This window comes from Anthropogastromicrobium aceti, from assembly GCF_020687335.1.
Classification (GTDB): Bacteria; Bacillota; Clostridia; order Lachnospirales; family Lachnospiraceae; genus Anthropogastromicrobium; species Anthropogastromicrobium aceti.
Genome location: NZ_JAJEQN010000016.1, coordinates 49,362 through 68,926, shown reverse-complemented (window position 1 = coordinate 68,926; position 19,565 = coordinate 49,362). Strand labels below are relative to the sequence as shown.

General features: G+C 39.8%; 14 protein-coding genes and 1 CRISPR repeat array. All 14 genes read right to left on the bottom strand.

Features of this window, described 5'->3' with window-relative positions; all coding sequences use genetic code 11:
• Window positions 1-45: 45 nt before the first annotated feature.
• Window positions 46-1,883: a CRISPR direct-repeat array (repeat unit 32 nt; unit sequence ATTTCAATTCACGCCTCTACATGAGAGGCAAC).
• 186 nt (window positions 1,884-2,069) lie between these two features.
• The 14 genes from cas2 to LKD48_RS07900 all read right to left on the bottom strand — a co-directional run bounded on the left by cas2 (window position 2,070) and on the right by LKD48_RS07900 (window position 19,563).
• The gene (gene cas2, locus LKD48_RS07965) at window positions 2,070-2,360 is read right to left on the bottom strand and encodes a CRISPR-associated endonuclease Cas2 (protein WP_308731688.1); all 291 of its coding nucleotides are present in this window, start codon (window positions 2,358-2,360) and stop codon (window positions 2,070-2,072) included.
• An 8-nt stretch (window positions 2,361-2,368) separates the two neighbouring features.
• Window positions 2,369-3,397, bottom strand: a complete 1,029-nt coding sequence (cas1c, locus tag LKD48_RS07960; protein ID WP_308731687.1) for a type I-C CRISPR-associated endonuclease Cas1c — start codon at window positions 3,395-3,397, stop codon at window positions 2,369-2,371.
• Window positions 3,394-4,065 (bottom strand): CRISPR-associated protein Cas4, encoded by a 672-nt coding sequence (cas4, locus tag LKD48_RS07955; RefSeq protein ID WP_308731686.1) that lies wholly within the window; start codon window positions 4,063-4,065, stop codon window positions 3,394-3,396. Before cas4 ends, cas1c begins: the two co-directional genes overlap by 4 nt.
• Window positions 4,058-5,050 carry a type I-C CRISPR-associated protein Cas7/Csd2 gene (cas7c, locus tag LKD48_RS07950; RefSeq protein ID WP_308731685.1) on the bottom strand — a complete coding sequence of 331 codons (993 nt, stop codon included), beginning with the start codon at window positions 5,048-5,050 and terminating at the stop codon, window positions 4,058-4,060. Before cas7c ends, cas4 begins: the two co-directional genes overlap by 8 nt.
• 2 nt (window positions 5,051-5,052) lie before the next feature.
• Window positions 5,053-6,972, bottom strand: coding sequence for a type I-C CRISPR-associated protein Cas8c/Csd1 (gene cas8c, locus LKD48_RS07945; protein WP_308731684.1), 1,920 nt, complete (start codon window positions 6,970-6,972; stop codon window positions 5,053-5,055).
• A complete protein-coding gene (cas5c, locus tag LKD48_RS07940) occupies window positions 6,966-7,634 on the bottom strand; it encodes a type I-C CRISPR-associated protein Cas5c (protein WP_308731683.1) in 669 nt (222 codons plus the stop codon). Before cas5c ends, cas8c begins: the two co-directional genes overlap by 7 nt.
• Before the next feature lie 196 nt (window positions 7,635-7,830).
• Window positions 7,831-10,119: a CRISPR-associated helicase Cas3' gene (gene cas3 / locus LKD48_RS07935; protein WP_308731682.1), complete on the bottom strand. Its 2,289-nt coding sequence runs from the start codon at window positions 10,117-10,119 to the stop codon at window positions 7,831-7,833.
• Window positions 10,120-10,310: 191 nt separating this feature from the next.
• Complete coding sequence (locus LKD48_RS07930) at window positions 10,311-10,535, bottom strand: hypothetical protein (RefSeq protein ID WP_308731681.1); 225 nt, start codon at window positions 10,533-10,535, stop codon at window positions 10,311-10,313.
• A gap of 65 nt (window positions 10,536-10,600) precedes the next feature.
• Window positions 10,601-11,149 carry a hypothetical protein gene (locus tag LKD48_RS07925; protein WP_118615569.1) on the bottom strand — a complete coding sequence of 183 codons (549 nt, stop codon included), beginning with the start codon at window positions 11,147-11,149 and terminating at the stop codon, window positions 10,601-10,603.
• Between the two features lie 51 nt (window positions 11,150-11,200).
• Entirely contained in the window at window positions 11,201-12,796 is a 1,596-nt protein-coding gene (locus LKD48_RS07920) for a Mur ligase family protein (protein ID WP_308731680.1), read from the bottom strand.
• Window positions 12,797-13,005: 209 nt separating this feature from the next.
• Window positions 13,006-15,612 (bottom strand): ATP-dependent chaperone ClpB, encoded by a 2,607-nt coding sequence (gene clpB / locus LKD48_RS07915; RefSeq protein WP_118615577.1) that lies wholly within the window; start codon window positions 15,610-15,612, stop codon window positions 13,006-13,008.
• Window positions 15,613-15,820: 208 nt separating this feature from the next.
• On the bottom strand, window positions 15,821-16,894 hold the full coding sequence (locus LKD48_RS07910; RefSeq protein ID WP_308731679.1) for an LCP family protein: 1,074 nt from the start codon (window positions 16,892-16,894) through the stop codon (window positions 15,821-15,823).
• Between the two features lie 191 nt (window positions 16,895-17,085).
• Window positions 17,086-18,450 (bottom strand): adenylyltransferase/cytidyltransferase family protein, encoded by a 1,365-nt coding sequence (locus LKD48_RS07905; RefSeq protein WP_308731678.1) that lies wholly within the window; start codon window positions 18,448-18,450, stop codon window positions 17,086-17,088.
• 51 nt (window positions 18,451-18,501) lie between these two features.
• A complete protein-coding gene (locus tag LKD48_RS07900; RefSeq protein ID WP_308731677.1) occupies window positions 18,502-19,563 on the bottom strand; it encodes a pyridoxal phosphate-dependent aminotransferase in 1,062 nt (353 codons plus the stop codon).
• Window positions 19,564-19,565 lie beyond the last annotated feature (2 nt).

The following is a 19,565-nucleotide window of genomic DNA, read 5'->3' as shown; positions in this document are numbered from 1 at the left end:
TGAGAGGCAACCGGTCGGAAACCGTCAATACTTTTCGTGTCTCCGATTTCAATTCACGCCTCTACATGAGAGGCAACGGTTTCGGCCTCTGCATTTTCATCTGCAATAATCGTTATTTCAATTCACGCCTCTACATGAGAGGCAACAGTTGAAAGCTCTTCGATCTTTGGTCGGAAGAACTCATTTCAATTCACGCCTCTACATGAGAGGCAACGATAACGCAGCAAATGTGGCACTTCAGGCAAGAAACAAATTTCAATTCACGCCTCTACATGAGAGGCAACATACCGCACTGGTTGAAAAGGAAACAAAAGGAATTTCAATTCACGCCTCTACATGAGAGGCAACGGTTTCGGCCTCTGCATTTTCATCTGCAATAATCGTTATTTCAATTCACGCCTCTACATGAGAGGCAACGATAACGCAGCAAATGTGGCACTTCAGGCAAGAAACAAATTTCAATTCACGCCTCTACATGAGAGGCAACAGGTCATGGCGGCACCCATGGAGCTTGCGCGCGAATTTCAATTCACGCCTCTACATGAGAGGCAACCTGTTGGCCTGTAATCTGATAGGGACGCGATAGCGATTTCAATTCACGCCTCTACATGAGAGGCAACGGCATGGCAACCACCCTGAGCGGTGGCATTGTTGTATTTCAATTCACGCCTCTACATGAGAGGCAACCTGGGATGCACCAGCAGCGGTTGACGGCCTGGTTTTATTTCAATTCACGCCTCTACATGAGAGGCAACGGTGGTGTGAGTTTGAAAGCAGAGGAATTTGTAAAATTTCAATTCACGCCTCTACATGAGAGGCAACGATGCTTCGTTTATTCAATCCAGCCGCATAAGCCTATTTCAATTCACGCCTCTACATGAGAGGCAACAATCTGGCTTGCTGCATCCGCCCATGTTTTACGATTTCAATTCACGCCTCTACATGAGAGGCAACCAAGTACGCCAGCAAATCAACGGGCTTTTGTGTATTTCAATTCACGCCTCTACATGAGAGGCAACCGGTCGGAAACCGTCAATACTTTTCGTGTCTCCGATTTCAATTCACGCCTCTACATGAGAGGCAACTAATACTTTATAGGCATCTTTGCCAGTCCCTCTATTTCAATTCACGCCTCTACATGAGAGGCAACGAATGCACAATTTGTTGATTGCGTGCGCCAGATATTTCAATTCACGCCTCTACATGAGAGGCAACCGGCGCTGGCCGGGTATCTGTCTGTCTCGTCCATCAGATTTCAATTCACGCCTCTACATGAGAGGCAACGGTGTCAAGGTCTTCCTGGGACGTGTTGATGTAAAGATTTCAATTCACGCCTCTACATGAGAGGCAACAATTCTGGCGCCTGGGCGTCGATGTTTACCAGATCCAATTTCAATTCACGCCTCTACATGAGAGGCAACTGGAAAGGCGCTCCGGCGTATGTGTACCATTCTTCATTTCAATTCACGCCTCTACATGAGAGGCAACGGCCTTCCTTCGTCTTTACGATGGTAAAGGATCCATTTCAATTCACGCCTCTACATGAGAGGCAACGCGTTCAGGGCCTTATCGAATACTTCTGCATACTCATTTCAATTCACGCCTCTACATGAGAGGCAACTTCGATAACGACGCGCTTTCCGCCGGCGGCTCTATTTCAATTCACGCCTCTACATGAGAGGCAACAATGAAGTTCTTGTCTTCCTTGCGAACCATCGTATTTCAATTCACGCCTCTACATGAGAGGCAACTTATCAACATACACATTATAGCACACGGGAACACATTTCAATTCACGCCTCTACATGAGAGGCAACAAGGATAAGCGGAGAAGAAGCCGATGTTCGTCCTATTTCAATTCACGCCTCTACATGAGAGGCAACAACAAAAATGCACAATTTTTTCAATAAAATCGACACAATTTTCTACCAAACCTTGTTTTTTTATAGTAACTTCTCGGAAGGTAGTCTTTTTTTCAATTCCAGTTCAATATTTCTTATAAATTGTATATTTTTACCTGCGCCAATGTCTCACAAAAAAATGTATGAGAGTCATCAGCGCACACATTTTTAAAGCAATAATGGTTCACCAGCTTGAAGTACTGATGTTTTTCCCATTACTTCTATTTTGTTTTTATAACTGTTGCCAAGACGATAAATTCGAATTGAATCCACATCTGGCTCAATTATTTTTTCAAGTTCACATTTTAAAGTAGTCAGTTGAGCTGCATCTAATAAAACTTCAAACACTGAATTTTGTACACGCATTCCATAGCGTTCACATAACTGTGCCACTTTGCGCAAACGATGTTCTCCTTCTTTATTAGTCGTGTCAACGTCATATGTAACTACTAATAACACGTTAATAATCACCTCCAAACAAAAGGCGGATATTCATCCAAATCACCTCGCAAAACACGTGCAAATAACATGCATTGAGCATATGGTATCATACCAATCTGAATTTTCTCCTCCAGAAAAGGATGCAATATTTCTTCACTCTTTCGTTTTTGCCAGCTTGAAAGAAGTGTTCTCCTTCCTCGCTCATTCAAATATACAGCCTCTTCATTTTTATCGAAATCTTTCTGTGATAATTGTCCCTTGTTAAAAAGTGAAATTACAAAACGATCACACAATGGCGCTCTCAGTTCTTCCAGCATATCAAGTGCAAATGATGCCCGCCCTGGGCGCAATGTATGAAGATAACCTGCTGCTGGATCAAGCCCAACCGTTTCCATAGCTGATTGCATCTCTCGTGTTAATAGCATGTAAGTAAATGATAATGCTGCATTTACCTCATTACGAGGAGGTCTTCTGCTTCTTGTTTCAAAACAAAATCCGTTAGGATTATCCGCTATCATCTGATCGAATCGGGCAAAATAAACCGTTGCTGCTGCTCCCTCAACACCTCTTAACGAATCAATGTTCTCACACAAAGCTAATTTCTTTGCAGCTTCGTTTAATTGTGTAACACCCTTCTGTAAATTTTCTTTTCCAGATTCTGTTTTGCAAACTCTGGCTGCACGCATTAAAACCAGCTTACTGTTGCGAATTTTTGCATATAAAATCGTCTGAACAAACTTTCTGCAAAACTTCTCATCATTCATTTCTTCATATTGTTTTTTCCTTAACAAAACATTTCCACTCACAGGTCCGTAAAACCGTCCCATAAAATGTCCATGCTCGCTCAAAAATGTTACGCTGATTCCATGTTCTCCACAATATTGAATAAGTGGTGTCGAGACTGTCATCTTTCCAAAACAAACAATTGAATCAATCGTCAGTGCTGGAACTGCAAGCTTTTCCTCACCTCCCACTTGAACACAAACATTATCATTTCGGCAAAACAAATAGCTCTCTGGAGTTAACACATACAATGTATTCAATAGCTTCTTCACAGTGTCTCCTCCTCTATTTCTCCGCTTGCTTCGTTGCGCAAAGCTTCACAATATTTTCTTGCAGTTCTTTTTACTTTTGGCATACAAAGCTCCTTCAGTGAACATTTACGGCATTTTGCACTATACACAGCATCTGGAAGCAAAAGCTTTGTACGAATCTCATGCAGTTCATTTGCTAATTCTCGTGTCTGCTGACGAAGTGATTCGTCAAGAACTATTTCAAGCCTTCTATGTGACGATATAAAGAATAAGGCACCTTCGGGTATTTCAGTGTCAAACATTTCTTCCAAGCACATTGCCTGTGCACAAAGCTGAATTTTATATTCCTCTTCATCCCGGACAACTCCATGTTTGTATTCAATCGGATATAATTGTACTGGAAAATCAACTGTCGGGATATGACATCCATTTTCACTTTTATTTGCTTCAATGCAATCACATTTTCCCAACAGTTCCAATGAATCCGAGTAGACGGTAAACTCATACAATTTTACACAGTCCCCTCTTTTCTCAATTCTCTGTGTATGAACTCGCTCATGTTCCGCCCGCCCTTTTGCGGTATCACTGCTTTCTTCCCATACTCTTTCATTTAATAGCAGACCTGCTCGTCTCGGACAATAGCTAATCTGTGAAAGCCATGATAACGGCAGATATTCAGGCTCATCCATGAATAAACCAGCTTTCGTTTGCAGGTAGCTCATTCCAAACAATTGGACTAAACGCGTCCTCTTTAAATCCGATTTCAACACCTGCTGGCACCTTATTAAAATTGACAGTTGCATCATAGTCATGGTAACTGCGTGGAGATTCTACTTCTGGCTTTTTGGTTACCTTAACCAACTCAAATAGTTTATGAGCCGGTGCACATCCTAACTTTGCCTGACGAACACGCTGCACTTCATCCGTATCTGTTCCAACATGCTTAAAAATAATCAATGGAGAAACTACCGCCATCTCTCCCTTACTTGCACTATGATCATGCTCATACATGTTCATAATGGCCTCAAACAAGATATTCAAATCATTTTCATCAAAACCTGTCTCTGCTGCAAGATTCGCACTGATAAATCCACGAACCTCATATAATCCAAATGGAATTAATTGCTTGCGTCCCATGGTACGCAATTTATCTTCTGGTGTGTTTTTCTCAAGTTCTAAATACGCTTCCACGGTATCTTCTTTTACATTCTCAGTTACAGCCATACGGGTAATTGAAATATCCATTGGTAAAATCGGATCTAAACTTGTTCCAAATGTAATCTGAACTGGTCCGCGCACCTGTCCCGCATTTGGTCCAGTAGACATTACAGCGCCAAATGCACGAACATCATAAAATAGCTCACATGCCTTTTTACGTCCAGCATAAACACTGTTTTTATCCTTCGCGCCTTCCATTCCTGCTGCTCTCTTCGCCTCTGCAATATGGCGATTAATATTTGTTGCCTGCTGAATAATAAGATTCATACCAGGTTCTTCACCATGTGCCAGCTGAACATAATTACGAATACGACGTTTTGTTGCCACATCGGTAATGTATCCTTTCATCGTCTCTGGATCCATACGCGGTGTATTTCCCATATCCGGATCTCCATTGGGATTTGCATTCGTACATGCCACATAATACATAAATTCATAACGATTCTGAATAGCCATTTTTATTCCTCCTCAATTGTCTTTATTTCGCTCTGTTCTTTTTCCTTTTTTGCTGCTGCCGCTGCTCTTCGATCTGCATTTATTTTCGCGCACATTTGACGATATCCAATTGCAAAATAACTTTGCTGTTCAAGATCCAATGTTCTTGGTAGCTCATGCCCTTTCTCTTTTCCAAAAAAAGTAGATACCTGATTCAAACGTTCCTCATAAATTCTTACAAGACCTTCATTCTCTATCTTCTCCAAATGATGTTGTGACATTACTGCTAATCTCCCTAATACCATTGCCGGTGTTCGACTAGCAGATGCATAATAACGTTGTACAATACTTGCCTTTACATCCGGCATCGCTTTATGCTGTATATCCGCATAAACTGCCACTAACGCACCACAATGATACGCGGCATTTTCAAATTCTGGATCATAATAAGCCATTAACTTTACCTCCTCATTTTTCATACGTTTCCTACGCAGCAACCAAACCTTCAGCCACTGACAACAGATTCCGTTTGGCATATATGAAAATTTATTGTTTTCATCTGGGTCAAGCATTTCAGAACGAATAGTAGCTAACGCCTTTACTGCCACTTCATTCGGCAATGATGTTCCATTCATAATCGCCATTACAATAGAAGGTGCCAATCCTGCAAGTTCCTTCTTCATTCGCTCTAAAGGTTTTCTATCATTTTTCTGGCGTGCTAATAAACGGATCAAACGAACTGTCAATTTGCAAGGACGCATTACTTCAGTGCCTATATCATTGCACATTTTCAAATCATCTTCCCATTGAATCAAATTTTTCTGTAAGTCTGCATAGTTTCCATTTTCGTATCTACGCACCATAACACGTCCATTTGCCCCAGAAAGCAGCAGAATATGATATCGGCAGTTGAGTGGAACCTGTTTTCCACCATCCTGAATACTCTTGATCAAATCATCCGCATTTCTTTTTACCTGCTGCGCTTTCGCCCTCTGCTCTTCCTCGTATAACGCCTCCTGCATTTCCTCATCTAATGCTTCATCCTCATCTTCTTCATCAGCAAAATCGCTAAAATCTTCAGGATTAAAGACCAATGATATCGGATCTTCCGTTGGCTCAACTTGGCAATCATACCAATGTACAAATTTCATGCCTGCAAAAACAGGAGCTGTTGGGTTAAATTTTCTATCTTTATCTCGTTTGTACATAGCTATAGAACCAGCTAAAAGATCATCTAATGCTGCTTTTACCACTGCAAATGCTTCTTCTGAAACTGGTGCATTTGCTGCCTGTTTCAAGTTATATGAACAAAATGCACTCTTGTCAAAACAAATTAATGCATCACCGCGTGCGTGACCACCCACCAGCTGAAGTCCATTTACTGTTGGCACGGTTGCTAGGGGAACTGTTTGTTCCCCTGTAATAATACAGCGTGCAAAATCGGAACCATCTAATTTCGTAAACTGAAGTCGATACTGCTCCCACCAATGCTGTACAAGCGGATTTAAAACAATTGGTTGACCATCTATCTTAAAAGAAATACGATCTATACCTTTTATTTTCCGCTGATTTGCCTCTGCTTGTATTGCTCTAAGTGTCTGTTCATCCTCTAACACCTTAAGACATAATGAAAATTCCGGGACTTCTTCTGCTCCATCCGCAAGTGCCTTCTTAAAGAACTCATTTTTTGCTGAACGATCCTCTTCCTTTTCTGGTACAAATAAAATTACACTAGATTTTTCTGCCAAAACATTACACTTGTCTTTACCATTTGCTAAACTTCCAATATCCGGACATGGCTGCGTCTCATTTTCGCATTTTTCAACAGTTAGATACTCTCCATCTTTTGACAGCACTATATATCCTCGTATCTGCTTCTTAATCAATCCAGGAGGCAACGTAAGATGGTTATGAATTCCATAATCATATAATGCTTTTAGCATAGGCTACCTCCTTTCAATACTTCATCACTGTCATATGGAGGCACTTGAATCACACCATGCTCCATAACAGCATGATATAATGATACTTTTGGCTGTGTCTTCTTGTGAACGATGTAGTCATGTAAATCAAATACATCATATAACATCAGCCCCAAATCCATGCTATCTTCAATCGGCTTTCGAGTTAAATCACTCTCTTCAAAATAACATACAAATTCACGAAGCCCTAATGATGGCTGATAAAATGTTTTTCCAGAGCGGATCCGGCGTAAAGCTTGGCTATATAACTGTTCGATCGTTCCCGTATATGTTGGCTGAGGCTTAATCACTGCCACAATCCGATAACGTACATCTCGAAGCGCCTGAGTCATCCTCTGGGTTCGATCTTCGTCTGTATAAAGAATAGAGTCTTCCGCTTTTGATTTTACGTTAACAGTTGATTTTACCTCGTTTCGTTTAAAGCTGATGTAACGTATGGGATTTAATACTTCTATTCGTGTTATCTGCCAGTAGAACTCCACCGGTTTGCTGTAAATTGCAGAGAAGATTCCTCTTGCCGCTGACGGAGTTGGTACTGGCGAAGTCAGTCGTTCTACTTTTGCATATGATGGACAAAAGCATGCGAAATCCCCCCATACCTCCAATGCAATCTCACGTTCCATTTTTTCACCTCCATTTTTGTATGCATTCCCAATCATTATACTTTGCTTGTTTTTGGGAATGCCACCAAAATTATAATAAACTTGTTTCAATTCTCACCAAATTTCAAAGTAAACTATTTCAGTTTATTTTTTTGATGTTAAGTTAATTATAATTTAAAACCAATATTTTGTCAATCTCATCTACACATTTTTCAGACTAAATCATGTAATCCGTTGCCTCTACATCTCCCATCTTCAACCCCATTTTTTCATCATAATATTTTTCATGGCCCACGTTTAAAATATAATATCCACTTTCTAATTTTACTCTTGTTCCGTTTACTCTTTTCCAAAAGTACAATGGTTCTGCATGTTGTTCTACCCACTCTTTTTCAAAACAAGAAACTGTGATTGGTGCTACTTCACGCATAATTTCAGTTGTCAATCCTTTTTCTTCAAGTCTTAAACGAATATTGTTAAACAACTCTTTTTTTTCACTCCATGGAACAATCAGCTGTATACCTTGATTTGTAATCAACTGATACTCTTTCGCCACATCAGAATAATTTTTCTTATTTAATGCATCATTTAATGACGCTTTTCCCTTTTCTTTCTGAAACAACCTATTATAATAAGATTGGATCGTTTCTGGATTATCAAGATCCACTCCTAATTTTTCATTCTCTTTCCATAAATATCTTACTTCATTTGCAGCTTTTTCATAAAAAGCCCCTGGATACCCTCCATCCTCCATCACTTCAAATACAATTAACTTACCACCATCCGGCAAACTACCATTTCGATTGCAACGTCCTGCTGCTTGAATAATTGCCTCTAACGGTGCTAATGCACGATACATTACATTAAAATCAAGATCAACTCCAGCTTCTATACACTGCGTTGCCACTACTCTACATGGTTTTGGCGAATCTGGATTCAATCTATCTTTTATTTTATCTATAACTGCCGAACGATGTGCTGGACAAAGATCTGTTGTCAGCAAAAATACTTCTTCATCACTGTCACATCTATTTTTTAGTTCATTAAACAATTTTCTTGCATGACGTCTCAAATTTACAATCGTACATACACTTGTTTCCGATGCCATTTCATCTGCAATCTGTTCTAACGATGTTCTCCTGTTATTCAATCGCTCCCCATTTTTATAAAGTCTCCATTCAACATGAACACGACGCATCTGATCGTAGAGTTTTTTATTTTCAGGAATAACTTCTACGGGGTTCCATTCTATATCTGGCAACGCATCAAAACTTGGCTGTGTAGCAGTTGAAAATACCATCGAACAATTATATTTCTGACACAATGCTTTTACTGCTTTTGCAGTTGCCGATGCTAATTCAGCTGGCAGGCTCTGTGCTTCATCAAAAATCACCACACTATTTGCAATGCTATTCAGTTTTCTACAATCACCCGGCTTATCTGCAAACAAGCTCTCAAAAAACTTAACAGATGTTGTAATAATCATCGGCGCATCCCATCTTGAAGCAAGCTCTCTGATTTCCTTGGGCAAATTTTTCTGACTATGATCTACCAATATGTTTGGAACAATCTTGCAATATTCCTTTTCGCTCTGTTCTGCTAATGACAAAAATGGGAGTACGATAATAATTCTTCTCATTTTATTTTTTTGACAATGACGCAATGCAAAATGAAGCATTGCCAATGTTTTACCTACTCCAGTCGGTGCCGTTAATGTAAAAAGTCCAGGCTGCTTTTCCCCTGCATCACCACAAATATCAAATACCTGATTTCGGATTTTGTTTATTTTTGAATCCGCTTTCGAGCTTTTTCTAAGCTCTTCACAATGTTTATATAATACTTTTAATGCTTCTTCTGCATTTAATTGACTTCCACTATTCTTTTCCAGGTAATCAGGCTCTTTATCGCTTGCTGAAACACTATAATCAGCATCCACCAAGCACGAAAACAGCATTCGAGTATCTAACATATTTTCAACTTGATTCTCAAACTTCCTTTCTGGAAGCTTTGGGAAATGATATGTTGGGAAATCATTCTTAAAAGCATTTATTGCCTCTCGAAATTCTTCTGGTCCTCGCAAAGAAGGAATCTGCTTACTAGGGCAGGCGTCCATTTGAGGATCTTTTATTACCTCACAAAATTCTTCTTCCAACTCTTCCATAGAAATTAACCTATCATGATGTCCTTGTATTGATTCAATAATAGGTTCATATTTTTTCCTCACTGAACTACTATGAACTTTTTGCATCAAGTCTTTTTTCAAATACAATAGTGCCGCACTAGAAAAAGCATGGTCTACTCCCTTATTGACCCCTGAAAGCACACCTTGAAAGCGTTCCCCATATTTTCCTGTGTCATGAAAAAGTCCTGCAACTTTGGCTTCCTCTGGTCGTTTAATCTCCAAACCAAATTCATATGCCAAATCTGCAACTTTGGATAAATGTTCCTTATTTGTCACCCTCTTTTCTCCCGTTTTTGTATCAGACTTTGCATAATATATTTTCATATACGATTCCTTTCATCCTTTGATATTATTTTCACTTTTTTCAAATTGATTTTGCCATTCTGTTTTATACAATTTTATCATTACTTGCACTTTCAATCAATATATTTCATCATTTTCAACAAAAAAAGAAAGATATTACGTTCTTCTTTCACAAAGAATATAATATCTTTCTCTCCATTCTTATTTTAGATTTACCTCACCATACCGCTATTGCTGACATACTCCTCATTTAACTGGCGAAGCTCCTTCTCTCCATTTATATAAGGCTCATAAAATGCCTCTACGGAGCCACCACCCAGATTGTCGCAACCACTACAGAAATCACATGAACCGCCACACTGGTTTAACCCCTGTGCCACGATCTGAATACGTTCTTCTCGTGTTGTGTCCTTGATCAATATACTCTTAATCTCCATTGTCAATTACCTACTGCTGTCTGATATATACCTTTATCTGCTTTCTAATAAAAGGCAAGACCTCTTTACAGCACCCCCTGGCACTTCCAAAGCATAATCAAAAAGCGAATCGACGCTATTAATTGGAAAATAGCCACTACAATAAGTGCCAATGATCCAATTGCTGCGACGATAAATCCTAATATCGGAATAATTGAAAATACGAGCATCACAACACTGATCGCCAATGAAATAACCATACAAGTTACATACCAATTGCATACGCTGTGGCAATAATCTGCTACCTCATAAGATACTATACTTACACATTCCTCTGTTGCTGTGCAAATGTAGTAGGTTGCACCCAGTGTTGCAAGGCCATGGAGAATTGATATCGCTGTTCCCCATAATCCATCTCCACCGGCGAAGAGCCCAAGCACAATTCCGGCAATTGTAAACCAAAATGCATTGTTATAATTTTCACTTTGTTTTCTCAGATTTACAATTGCAATCAATTCCATGATTCCGCCAACAAGAGCTGCGATTACTCCCAGAATTGGAATTACTGCAAATAATGCCACAATATTTCCCCAGAACATTAATCCCAGTCCTGACTTTACCTTTTGTCTATCCATTCTTCTTCCTCCCTCAAGTGTTTTGTAGCCATTCTACTAATTACTGCTTTTTCACCCCTGCGGATAACACTCCTTACAGCACTGTGCCGCAAACTGAATATCACTGTGCGGTGTCTTAACTCCATTCTCCTCCTGGTAACTCTCATGTCCCAGTCCAAGAATGGTAATCATATCGCCCTCCTGTGCATGTTCAATCGCATAACGAATTGCTTCCTTGCGGTTCGGAATGACCAAATACGAAACAGGTTCTGCTTTTTCTTTCTGTGCCTTATCGATTCCAATTTTGATATCAGCAAAAATCTGATCAAATGTCTCATAGCGGTTGTGACCGGCAGTGACAATACTCAAATCGGCTAACAGTGCACTCGCCTCTCCCATCTCGTAGCGGCGATACTTGGAACGGTTTCCGTCAGCACCAAATACGCAGACAATACGCTTTGGATGATATTCACGAAGTGCTTCAAGATGATTTCTTGTGCTGTAACCATTATGGGCAAAATCGACACAGACTGCAAAATGACCATTATTGAACACAATATCAAAACGTCCGCGAATCCTTAAATGAGTTAATCCTTTATTGATGATATCAGTTGAAATTCCCATATCATGTGCAATGGCAACTGCTGCTGCCGCATTGTACATATTGAAATCGCCCGGCAGGTTGACCCGAATGTCTGCATCCAACGCACCACTCATCGTAAACTCGATTCCTGGAGCCTCAAGCACACCATTTTGGCTCTTCTTTAAATTGCCAATGCGATAATCGGCCTTTTCGCCTTCTCCATAATAGAATACCTGCTTTGTGCGACCATCAGAACCATCGCTTAAGGTTACATACTTCATAAAAGCATCCAGATGACGATCATCACAGTTTACATAAGCACGGCGGCTCTGGTTTAACAACATCGCCTTGCAATATAGATATTCCTCGAAATCCTTGTGCTCATTCGGTCCAATGTGATCACCTGTCTCAATGTTTGTCCATACTGCGTAAGCAAAGTCTACTGTTGCCACGCGTTTTTGCTTCATACCTTGTGATGAAACCTCTAAAACAACATGCGTGCAGCCAGCCTTTACCATCATTGCCAGATACATTTGAAGCTCCATTGGATCCGGAGTCGTATTATTTAATTCATAGCAGTCATACCCTGGCGTTTCGTTACAAGGTGCGCAGCTATATTTGTCAGATCCCCATACAGCATGATCGCATCCTGCAGGCATTATGGCACCGTTTGTACCTATTGTTCCAGTAAGATAACCAGCTGCACGCAAAATATCAGCCATCATATGAGTGCATGTTGTCTTGCCCTTTGATCCTGTAATTCCGATACAAACCACCTTTTCAGATGGATATCCATAAAAGGCTGCTGCAAGTGCTGCAACTATATCTCTTGTAGATGCGACCTGCACAACTGCTGTTTTACAATCAGCATCAAGTTCAACTGGCTTTTCAACAACAAGAAGTGCTGCTTTCTTTGCCAGTTCCCCTGCCATTGTATGTGTGTCAAAACGTGCGCCTGAGATACAGATAAAAGCATCTCCTTTTTGAAGCATACGGTTATCATGACAGATACCTGTTATTTCTTCTGAAAGATCTCCTTGCAATACTGTATAATCAATGCGCTGCAGTAATTCACTGATTTTCATAATCTTTACTCTAAGCCTCTCATATCCTCTATATTGTCTGTCAGCAACAATCCAAATCCGTGTTTCTTTCATATAAGTTTGAATAAATACTGACTTTTTTAATTAGTATTAGAAAAGAGGCATCTTCTTTTTTAGAAGATACCTCTTAAACTATACTATCAATCAATAAAAATTGCAAGTGATATTCATGAACTGTAACAAAGACCCTTTTATGCCTTCTTAGGTGTATGAACAACTTCTGCCTTCAAACCACCATCACCGACATCAATTTCAATAACATCCTGTGCGTGAACTTCTCCAGAAAGAATGATTCTTGCTGCAAGTGTCTCAACATTCTTCTGCAGGTAACGCTTCAGCGGTCTTGCACCATATACTGGATCATAACCATGCTCAACAATATACTGCTCTGCATCCTTTGTCAGAGAAATCGACAGCTCACGATCTTCAAGACGATTATTGACATCTGCTACCATTAGATGAATGATATTGCCAATATTGTCCTTTGTTAATGGCTTAAAGAGGATTATCTCATCAAGACGATTCAAAAACTCTGGACGGAAATGACCGCGAAGATCATTCATAACAGCTGACTCTGCCTCTGATCTGATATTGCCCTGCTCATCAATGCCATCAAGCAAATATGAGGATCCAATATTAGATGTCATGATCAAAATCGTATTCTTAAAGTCTACGGTACGACCCTGGGAATCAGTGATTCGACCATCATCAAGTACCTGAAGTAAGATGTTAAATACATCAGGATGAGCCTTTTCTACCTCATCAAACAAAACAACACTGTATGGTTTACGACGTACTGCCTCTGTCAGCTGACCGCCTTCATCGTATCCAACATATCCCGGAGGCGCTCCGATCAGACGAGATACAGAATGCTTCTCCATGTACTCCGACATATCAATACGAACCATGTTATTTTCATCATCGAACAGATTCTGAGCAAGCGCCTTTGCAAGCTCTGTCTTACCAACACCAGTTGGTCCAAGGAAAAGGAACGAACCAATCGGCTTTGAAGGATCCTTAATTCCTGCCTTAGAACGAAGAATCGCCTCTGTTACTTTCTCAACAGCCTCATCCTGACCAACGACTCTCTTATGAAGCTCATCAGCCAGATGAAGTGTCTTCTCGCGCTCACCCTCTGTAAGTCTGGCAACAGGAATACCTGTCCATTTTGAAATAATTTTACAGATTTCATCATCTGTAACAGCCTCATGAACAAGAGAAAGATCCTTTGACTTTACAGATTCTTCCTCTGCTGCCAGCTGTTTTTCAAGCTGTGGCAGCTTGCCATACTGTAACTCAGCTGCCTTGTTAAGATCATACTTCTGCTGTGCCTGAGCAATCTGCTGATGAACTTGCTCTATTTCCTCACGCAGCTTGCTTAAGTGATCTACTGACTTTTTCTCATTATCCCACTGCGCCTTCATGCCCGCAAACTCTTCACGCAAACTTGAAAGCTCCTGCTTGAGTGTCTCAAGACGCTCCTGTGACAAGTGATCAGTTTCCTTCTTTAATGCAGCCTCCTCAATTTCAAGCTGCATAATCTTACGACTTAGCTCATCCATTTCAGCCGGCATGGAATCCATCTCGGTCTTTACAAGCGCACATGCCTCATCGACAAGATCAATTGCCTTATCTGGAAGGAAACGATCTGAGATATAACGATTAGAGAGTGTTGCTGCTGTTACAAGCGCAGCATCGGTAATCTTTACACCATGATAAACCTCATAACGATCCTTCAGACCTCTCAGGATGGAAATAGTATCTTCTACCGTTGGCTCATCAACTAAAACTGGCTGAAAACGACGCTCTAGTGCTGGATCCTTTTCAATATATTTGCGATACTCATCAAGTGTTGTCGCACCAATACAATGAAGCTCACCTCTTGCAAGCATCGGCTTTAACATGTTGCCGGCATCCATTGCGCCATCAGTTTTACCTGCACCAACAATCAAATGAAGCTCATCTATGAAGAGGATAATCTTACCTTCGCTCTTTTTAACTTCATCAAGAACGGCTTTCAGACGCTCCTCAAATTCACCACGATACTTTGCACCAGCTACCAGCGCACCCATATCAAGTGAAAAGATCTTTTTATCCTTCAAACCTTCTGGAACATCACCGCGGACAATACGCTGTGCAAGACCCTCTACAACTGCAGTCTTACCAACACCCGGCTCACCAATTAAAACAGGGTTATTCTTTGTTTTACGTGAAAGAATACGTACAACATTTCTAATCTCGCTGTCTCGTCCGATTACTGGATCAAGCTTATGATCTCTTGCCTTATCAACAAGATCACTGCCATACTTGTTCAGTGTATCGTAAGTAGCTTCTGGATTGTCAGATGTCACTCTCTGATTTCCTCTAATCGTAGATAATACCTGAAGAAAACGTTCTCTGGTAATACCAAACTCGCGAAACAGTTCTTTTACAGCATTATTTGGATAACGAATCAATGCCAGGACAAGATGCTCAACGGAAACATATTCGTCTCCCATTGCCTTTGCTTCATCCTCTGCGCTTACAAGTACCTTATTCAGTGCATTGCTGACATAAAGCTGTCCGTTTCCACCAGACACCTTAACCTTTTTTTCAAGTGTCTGAACTGCTCTGTTTTCAAAATATTCAAGCTGAATATCCATCTTGGTGATCAGTTTTGCAAACAAACTATCTTCCTGATGTAACAGCGCAACGATCAGATGCTCCTGATCAATTTCCTGATTTCCATATTGATACGCAAGCTTTTCACAATCCTGAACTGCCTGCATTGATTTTTGTGTAAATTTATTAATATTCATAGCCCCTCCTTATCTGCCACTGCACGACATCACTTGGTATATTTTGTCTATGATGTCTTGAGAACAATCGCTTAGTGGCTGCGAGTTATGTGTGTTTCATTTGTTCTATAAGAAGTATAACATAATTTCAAAATCTGTCAAGCACTTTTTTATTTTTTTTGCAAAAAAATTCGCCCTATCAAAAAGATAAGACGAATTTTACTTTTATTTAATTTCCATAGATTGTTTGATGCAGACGATTGATTGTTGCCTCAAAATCTGGAACAAGCTCCTCACCTAAATTTGAATACAGACCATCATATGGTATACGATCCGTCTGAATGTCATAATTGATATAGGAAGGTGCGTTAGCAATCAAGGTTGTCAATGTTGCCGCATCAATATTGTGAGTAATAAGCGGAAGCATATTATTTACAACAGCGAGCAAAGTTGTTGCATCCAGAGATCTTGCTTTTTGCATCAGCTGTACAAGAATCTCTCTCTGTCTTGAAGTACGGCCATAATCAGAATGCTCATTTCCACGGCTTGTGTAACGGATTCTTGCAAATCCAACTGCCTGATTTCCATTCAGATGTGTAATTCCACCACCTGCAACATAGTAATCAGAAGCGTTTAATCCCTGAAGTCTGCACTGTTCATCCAGATACATATTGATATAACCAGCCTCCTGTGTTGAAACTTCCAGATCAACACCACCTACAAGATCTATGATATTAGCCATCGAACTAAAGTCAACTGAAGCATAATTATCAATATCAACTCGATAATTACTTTCGATTGTAGAAACAAGAAGCGGACCTCCGCCAATTGCATAGGCACTGTTTAGCTTTCTTATACCAACATTTGGAATGTTAGCATACAAATCTCGCATAAAGCTTGTCATATAAATTGTCTTTGTCTGCGAATTGATGGAAGCTAAGATCATGGAATCGGAATTTCCATACCATCCATCTCTAGTATCAGAACCAATCAGCAGGATATTATAAACATTGCCATCAGAAGCAATATCAATATTTTGACCTACATTTACTTCCTTAGCAAAAGCTGCTGCTGCCTCTGAATCCAGCGTCTCCATCTCAGTAAAACCTTCCACATCATCTTCATCTGCTGTTAACAAACCATAATTAATGGTAACTTCACTATCATCTACATAATTCGTTTTTCCAAGATAATGCTTTAATCCAAAATAAAATACACAAAGTCCCGCAAAAACAATAATCAACAATACAAGCACCACAATTAAAAGTGGTGTCTTGGCCGACTTCTTCTTTCCCTTGGCCATACCGGGTTCTCCTCTCTGTTTTCCAGACTCTAAAGCCCATCCTGTTACAGACAAACTCTTGTCCTAATTTGATTTATGGCTATTGTTTAACCACACAATCTTTAATAGTATAGCATATTTCAGACAAATTACCAGACCTTTTTTTACAAAATCTTTGCCTGAACTGACCTTTTGACCCTGATATCATTCTATCAAGATATGAAATCATGATTAGGGCATTCTTTATCATAAAACTGTTCCATTACACTGCTTATTGATGCCGTAATTTTCTCATCCATACAGCCTGTGTTTACTCCGTTTTGAATAGCACGCGAAAAAGCAGCTATCTCATAGCGAAGTCCTTCTCCATCCAGTTTATAAAAATAGCGTCTGTTCTGTGTAAAGTCCTCATAACGAACTTCAAAATAATCTGTTTTCCACCACGGTGACGGTACATAAATATATCCTTTTGTCCCTGTTATGATAAGCTCACCTTCTGACTTTACACCGATTCCTGTTTTAACAGATGCTGCTGCATTTGCGTACAAAAAATTTATCTTTGAAAAAAGATCTTGATCATTTTTTGTCTGATATGTCACCATATCACATTTTTTATAATCTGCTCCCAAAATTGAAAATACAGACAATAATCCAAATGGTCCCCATACTGCCATACTGCCAAAGCCACCCTTTTGGTAACCTACAGGCGGCGACGTCATCTGTGTACAGGTTGCTTCAACTGCCTTGATATTTCCAACCTCTCCACTCTTTGCCATAAGAACAAGACGGTTAAATGCCATAAAATATGCGGTTTTAATAGCTTCTAAGAAAACACAGCCTTTTTCTTTTGCAAGTCTTGTCAGAAAAAGTGCACCCTCTTTTTCTAGTGCCACTGGTGATTCGCAAAGAACATGTTTTTTTTGTTCTAATGCCTTTTGGCTGTACCAAGCCCGTTTATCCGGCGATGTTACCACATAGACTGCATCACTCTCATCAAGCAATTCCTGCAGTGTTTCATAAACTGTAAGGCTTCCTGCATACTTTTTTTCATGTAATAACAAACCATCTGACAATTGTTCTTGCTTTATTGGCGGCTGAAAAATCCCCGACAGCTCTACATTTCCTACATACCTGGATTCCTGAATAAATTTTTCAACCATCGGCTCATAGCCAATAATACCAAGACGTATACCACTATTTTCCTGACGAAGCTTTGTACTGGAAATATTAGCAGTGCGCGGAAGATAAACCACCTCACAATATTCCTTCAGGTAATCAAATTTGCCTTCCCAATCTGAACCAATTGCAAAAACATCAATATGATATCGACGAATATCATCTATTTTTTGACCAATGTACTCCTCTGGTATAACCTCATCTGCAAGTCCAGTATCTTTTACTGCCTGAATACGCTCCATTAGAGACTGCTGAACATTCAGTTTTCCTCTGCTGATATCAAAACTATCTGTTGTCACACCCACAATTAAATAGTCTCCCAGCGCCTTCGCACGTTTGAGCAGGTTTATATGGCCATAATGCAGCAGATCAAACGTACCATACGTAATGACTTTTTTCAAATCGTTCTCCTTGTACTCGTATTTTTCATTCAAGCGTCTGCTAAATCTATATTATGCTCTTTCATCAATCTCAAAAAATGCAGTCAGGAAACGTTCCATTGCATCTTTTGAACCAACTGAAATACGCAGATATTTTTTCAGCATTTCATTGCCATATGATTTTACTAAAATCTTTTTTTCTGTCTCTAATTTCTGCGCAACCTCGGTCGCCTGATGTTTTGGCGTCACGAAAATAAAATTTCCACGGCAGTCTCTTGTCTCGTATCCATGCTTTGTTAGTTCTGCAAGAGTATATGCCTTTCCCTCTTTTTCCGTTTCTATTAGCTGTTCAATCATCTCTGGATGATCTAAAATGCGTTCTGCAAACAATAGCGCAATCGCATTTGCATCAAATGTCAGCTTCGCATTTTTCACATAATGAATAATCTGAGGATTGCTGATTACAACGCCAAGACGACATGCAGCAATCGAAAACAACTTTGAAAATGTACGCAAAAGCACAACATTTTCTTCATTCAGTGCATATTTTAAGAAAGTATTTGGATAAAAATAATGATACGCTTCATCAATAATAACGATTGCACCGACTTTCTTTGTTTTTTCGATTACCTTTTCCAATTCATCTTCAGTGTAAACATTGCCGATCGGATTGTTTGGATTTAATAGCACTACAATTCTAGTATTTTCTGTAATGGCATCTAAAATTTTATCAATCGAAATCGTCATATCCGGCTCATATGCAACTGGAACATGATGAAGGCCAAGAATGCTGCAGTTTACCCAATACATTTCAAAGCTTGGTGCAACTGTGACAACATCTTTTCCTTTTTCACCAAATGTCTCTAACAGATAACGTATTCCCATATCAGAACCATTTACTGCTACTACATTTTCATATGATGCGCCAATATAGGCTGCATACTTATTCAAGAAGCGATCCGGCTCTGGATATATCGAAAGAAATTCTGGTGTAATCTCTTTTAATACGCTTTCTACAAATTCCTTTGGCAGTCCCTCCGGATTTTCATTCATATCATAGCGCAGATAATCATAACGGCCCTGCTGCGGAAAAACGCGATTTGTATTTTTAATATGTTCATCTACATAATACATAA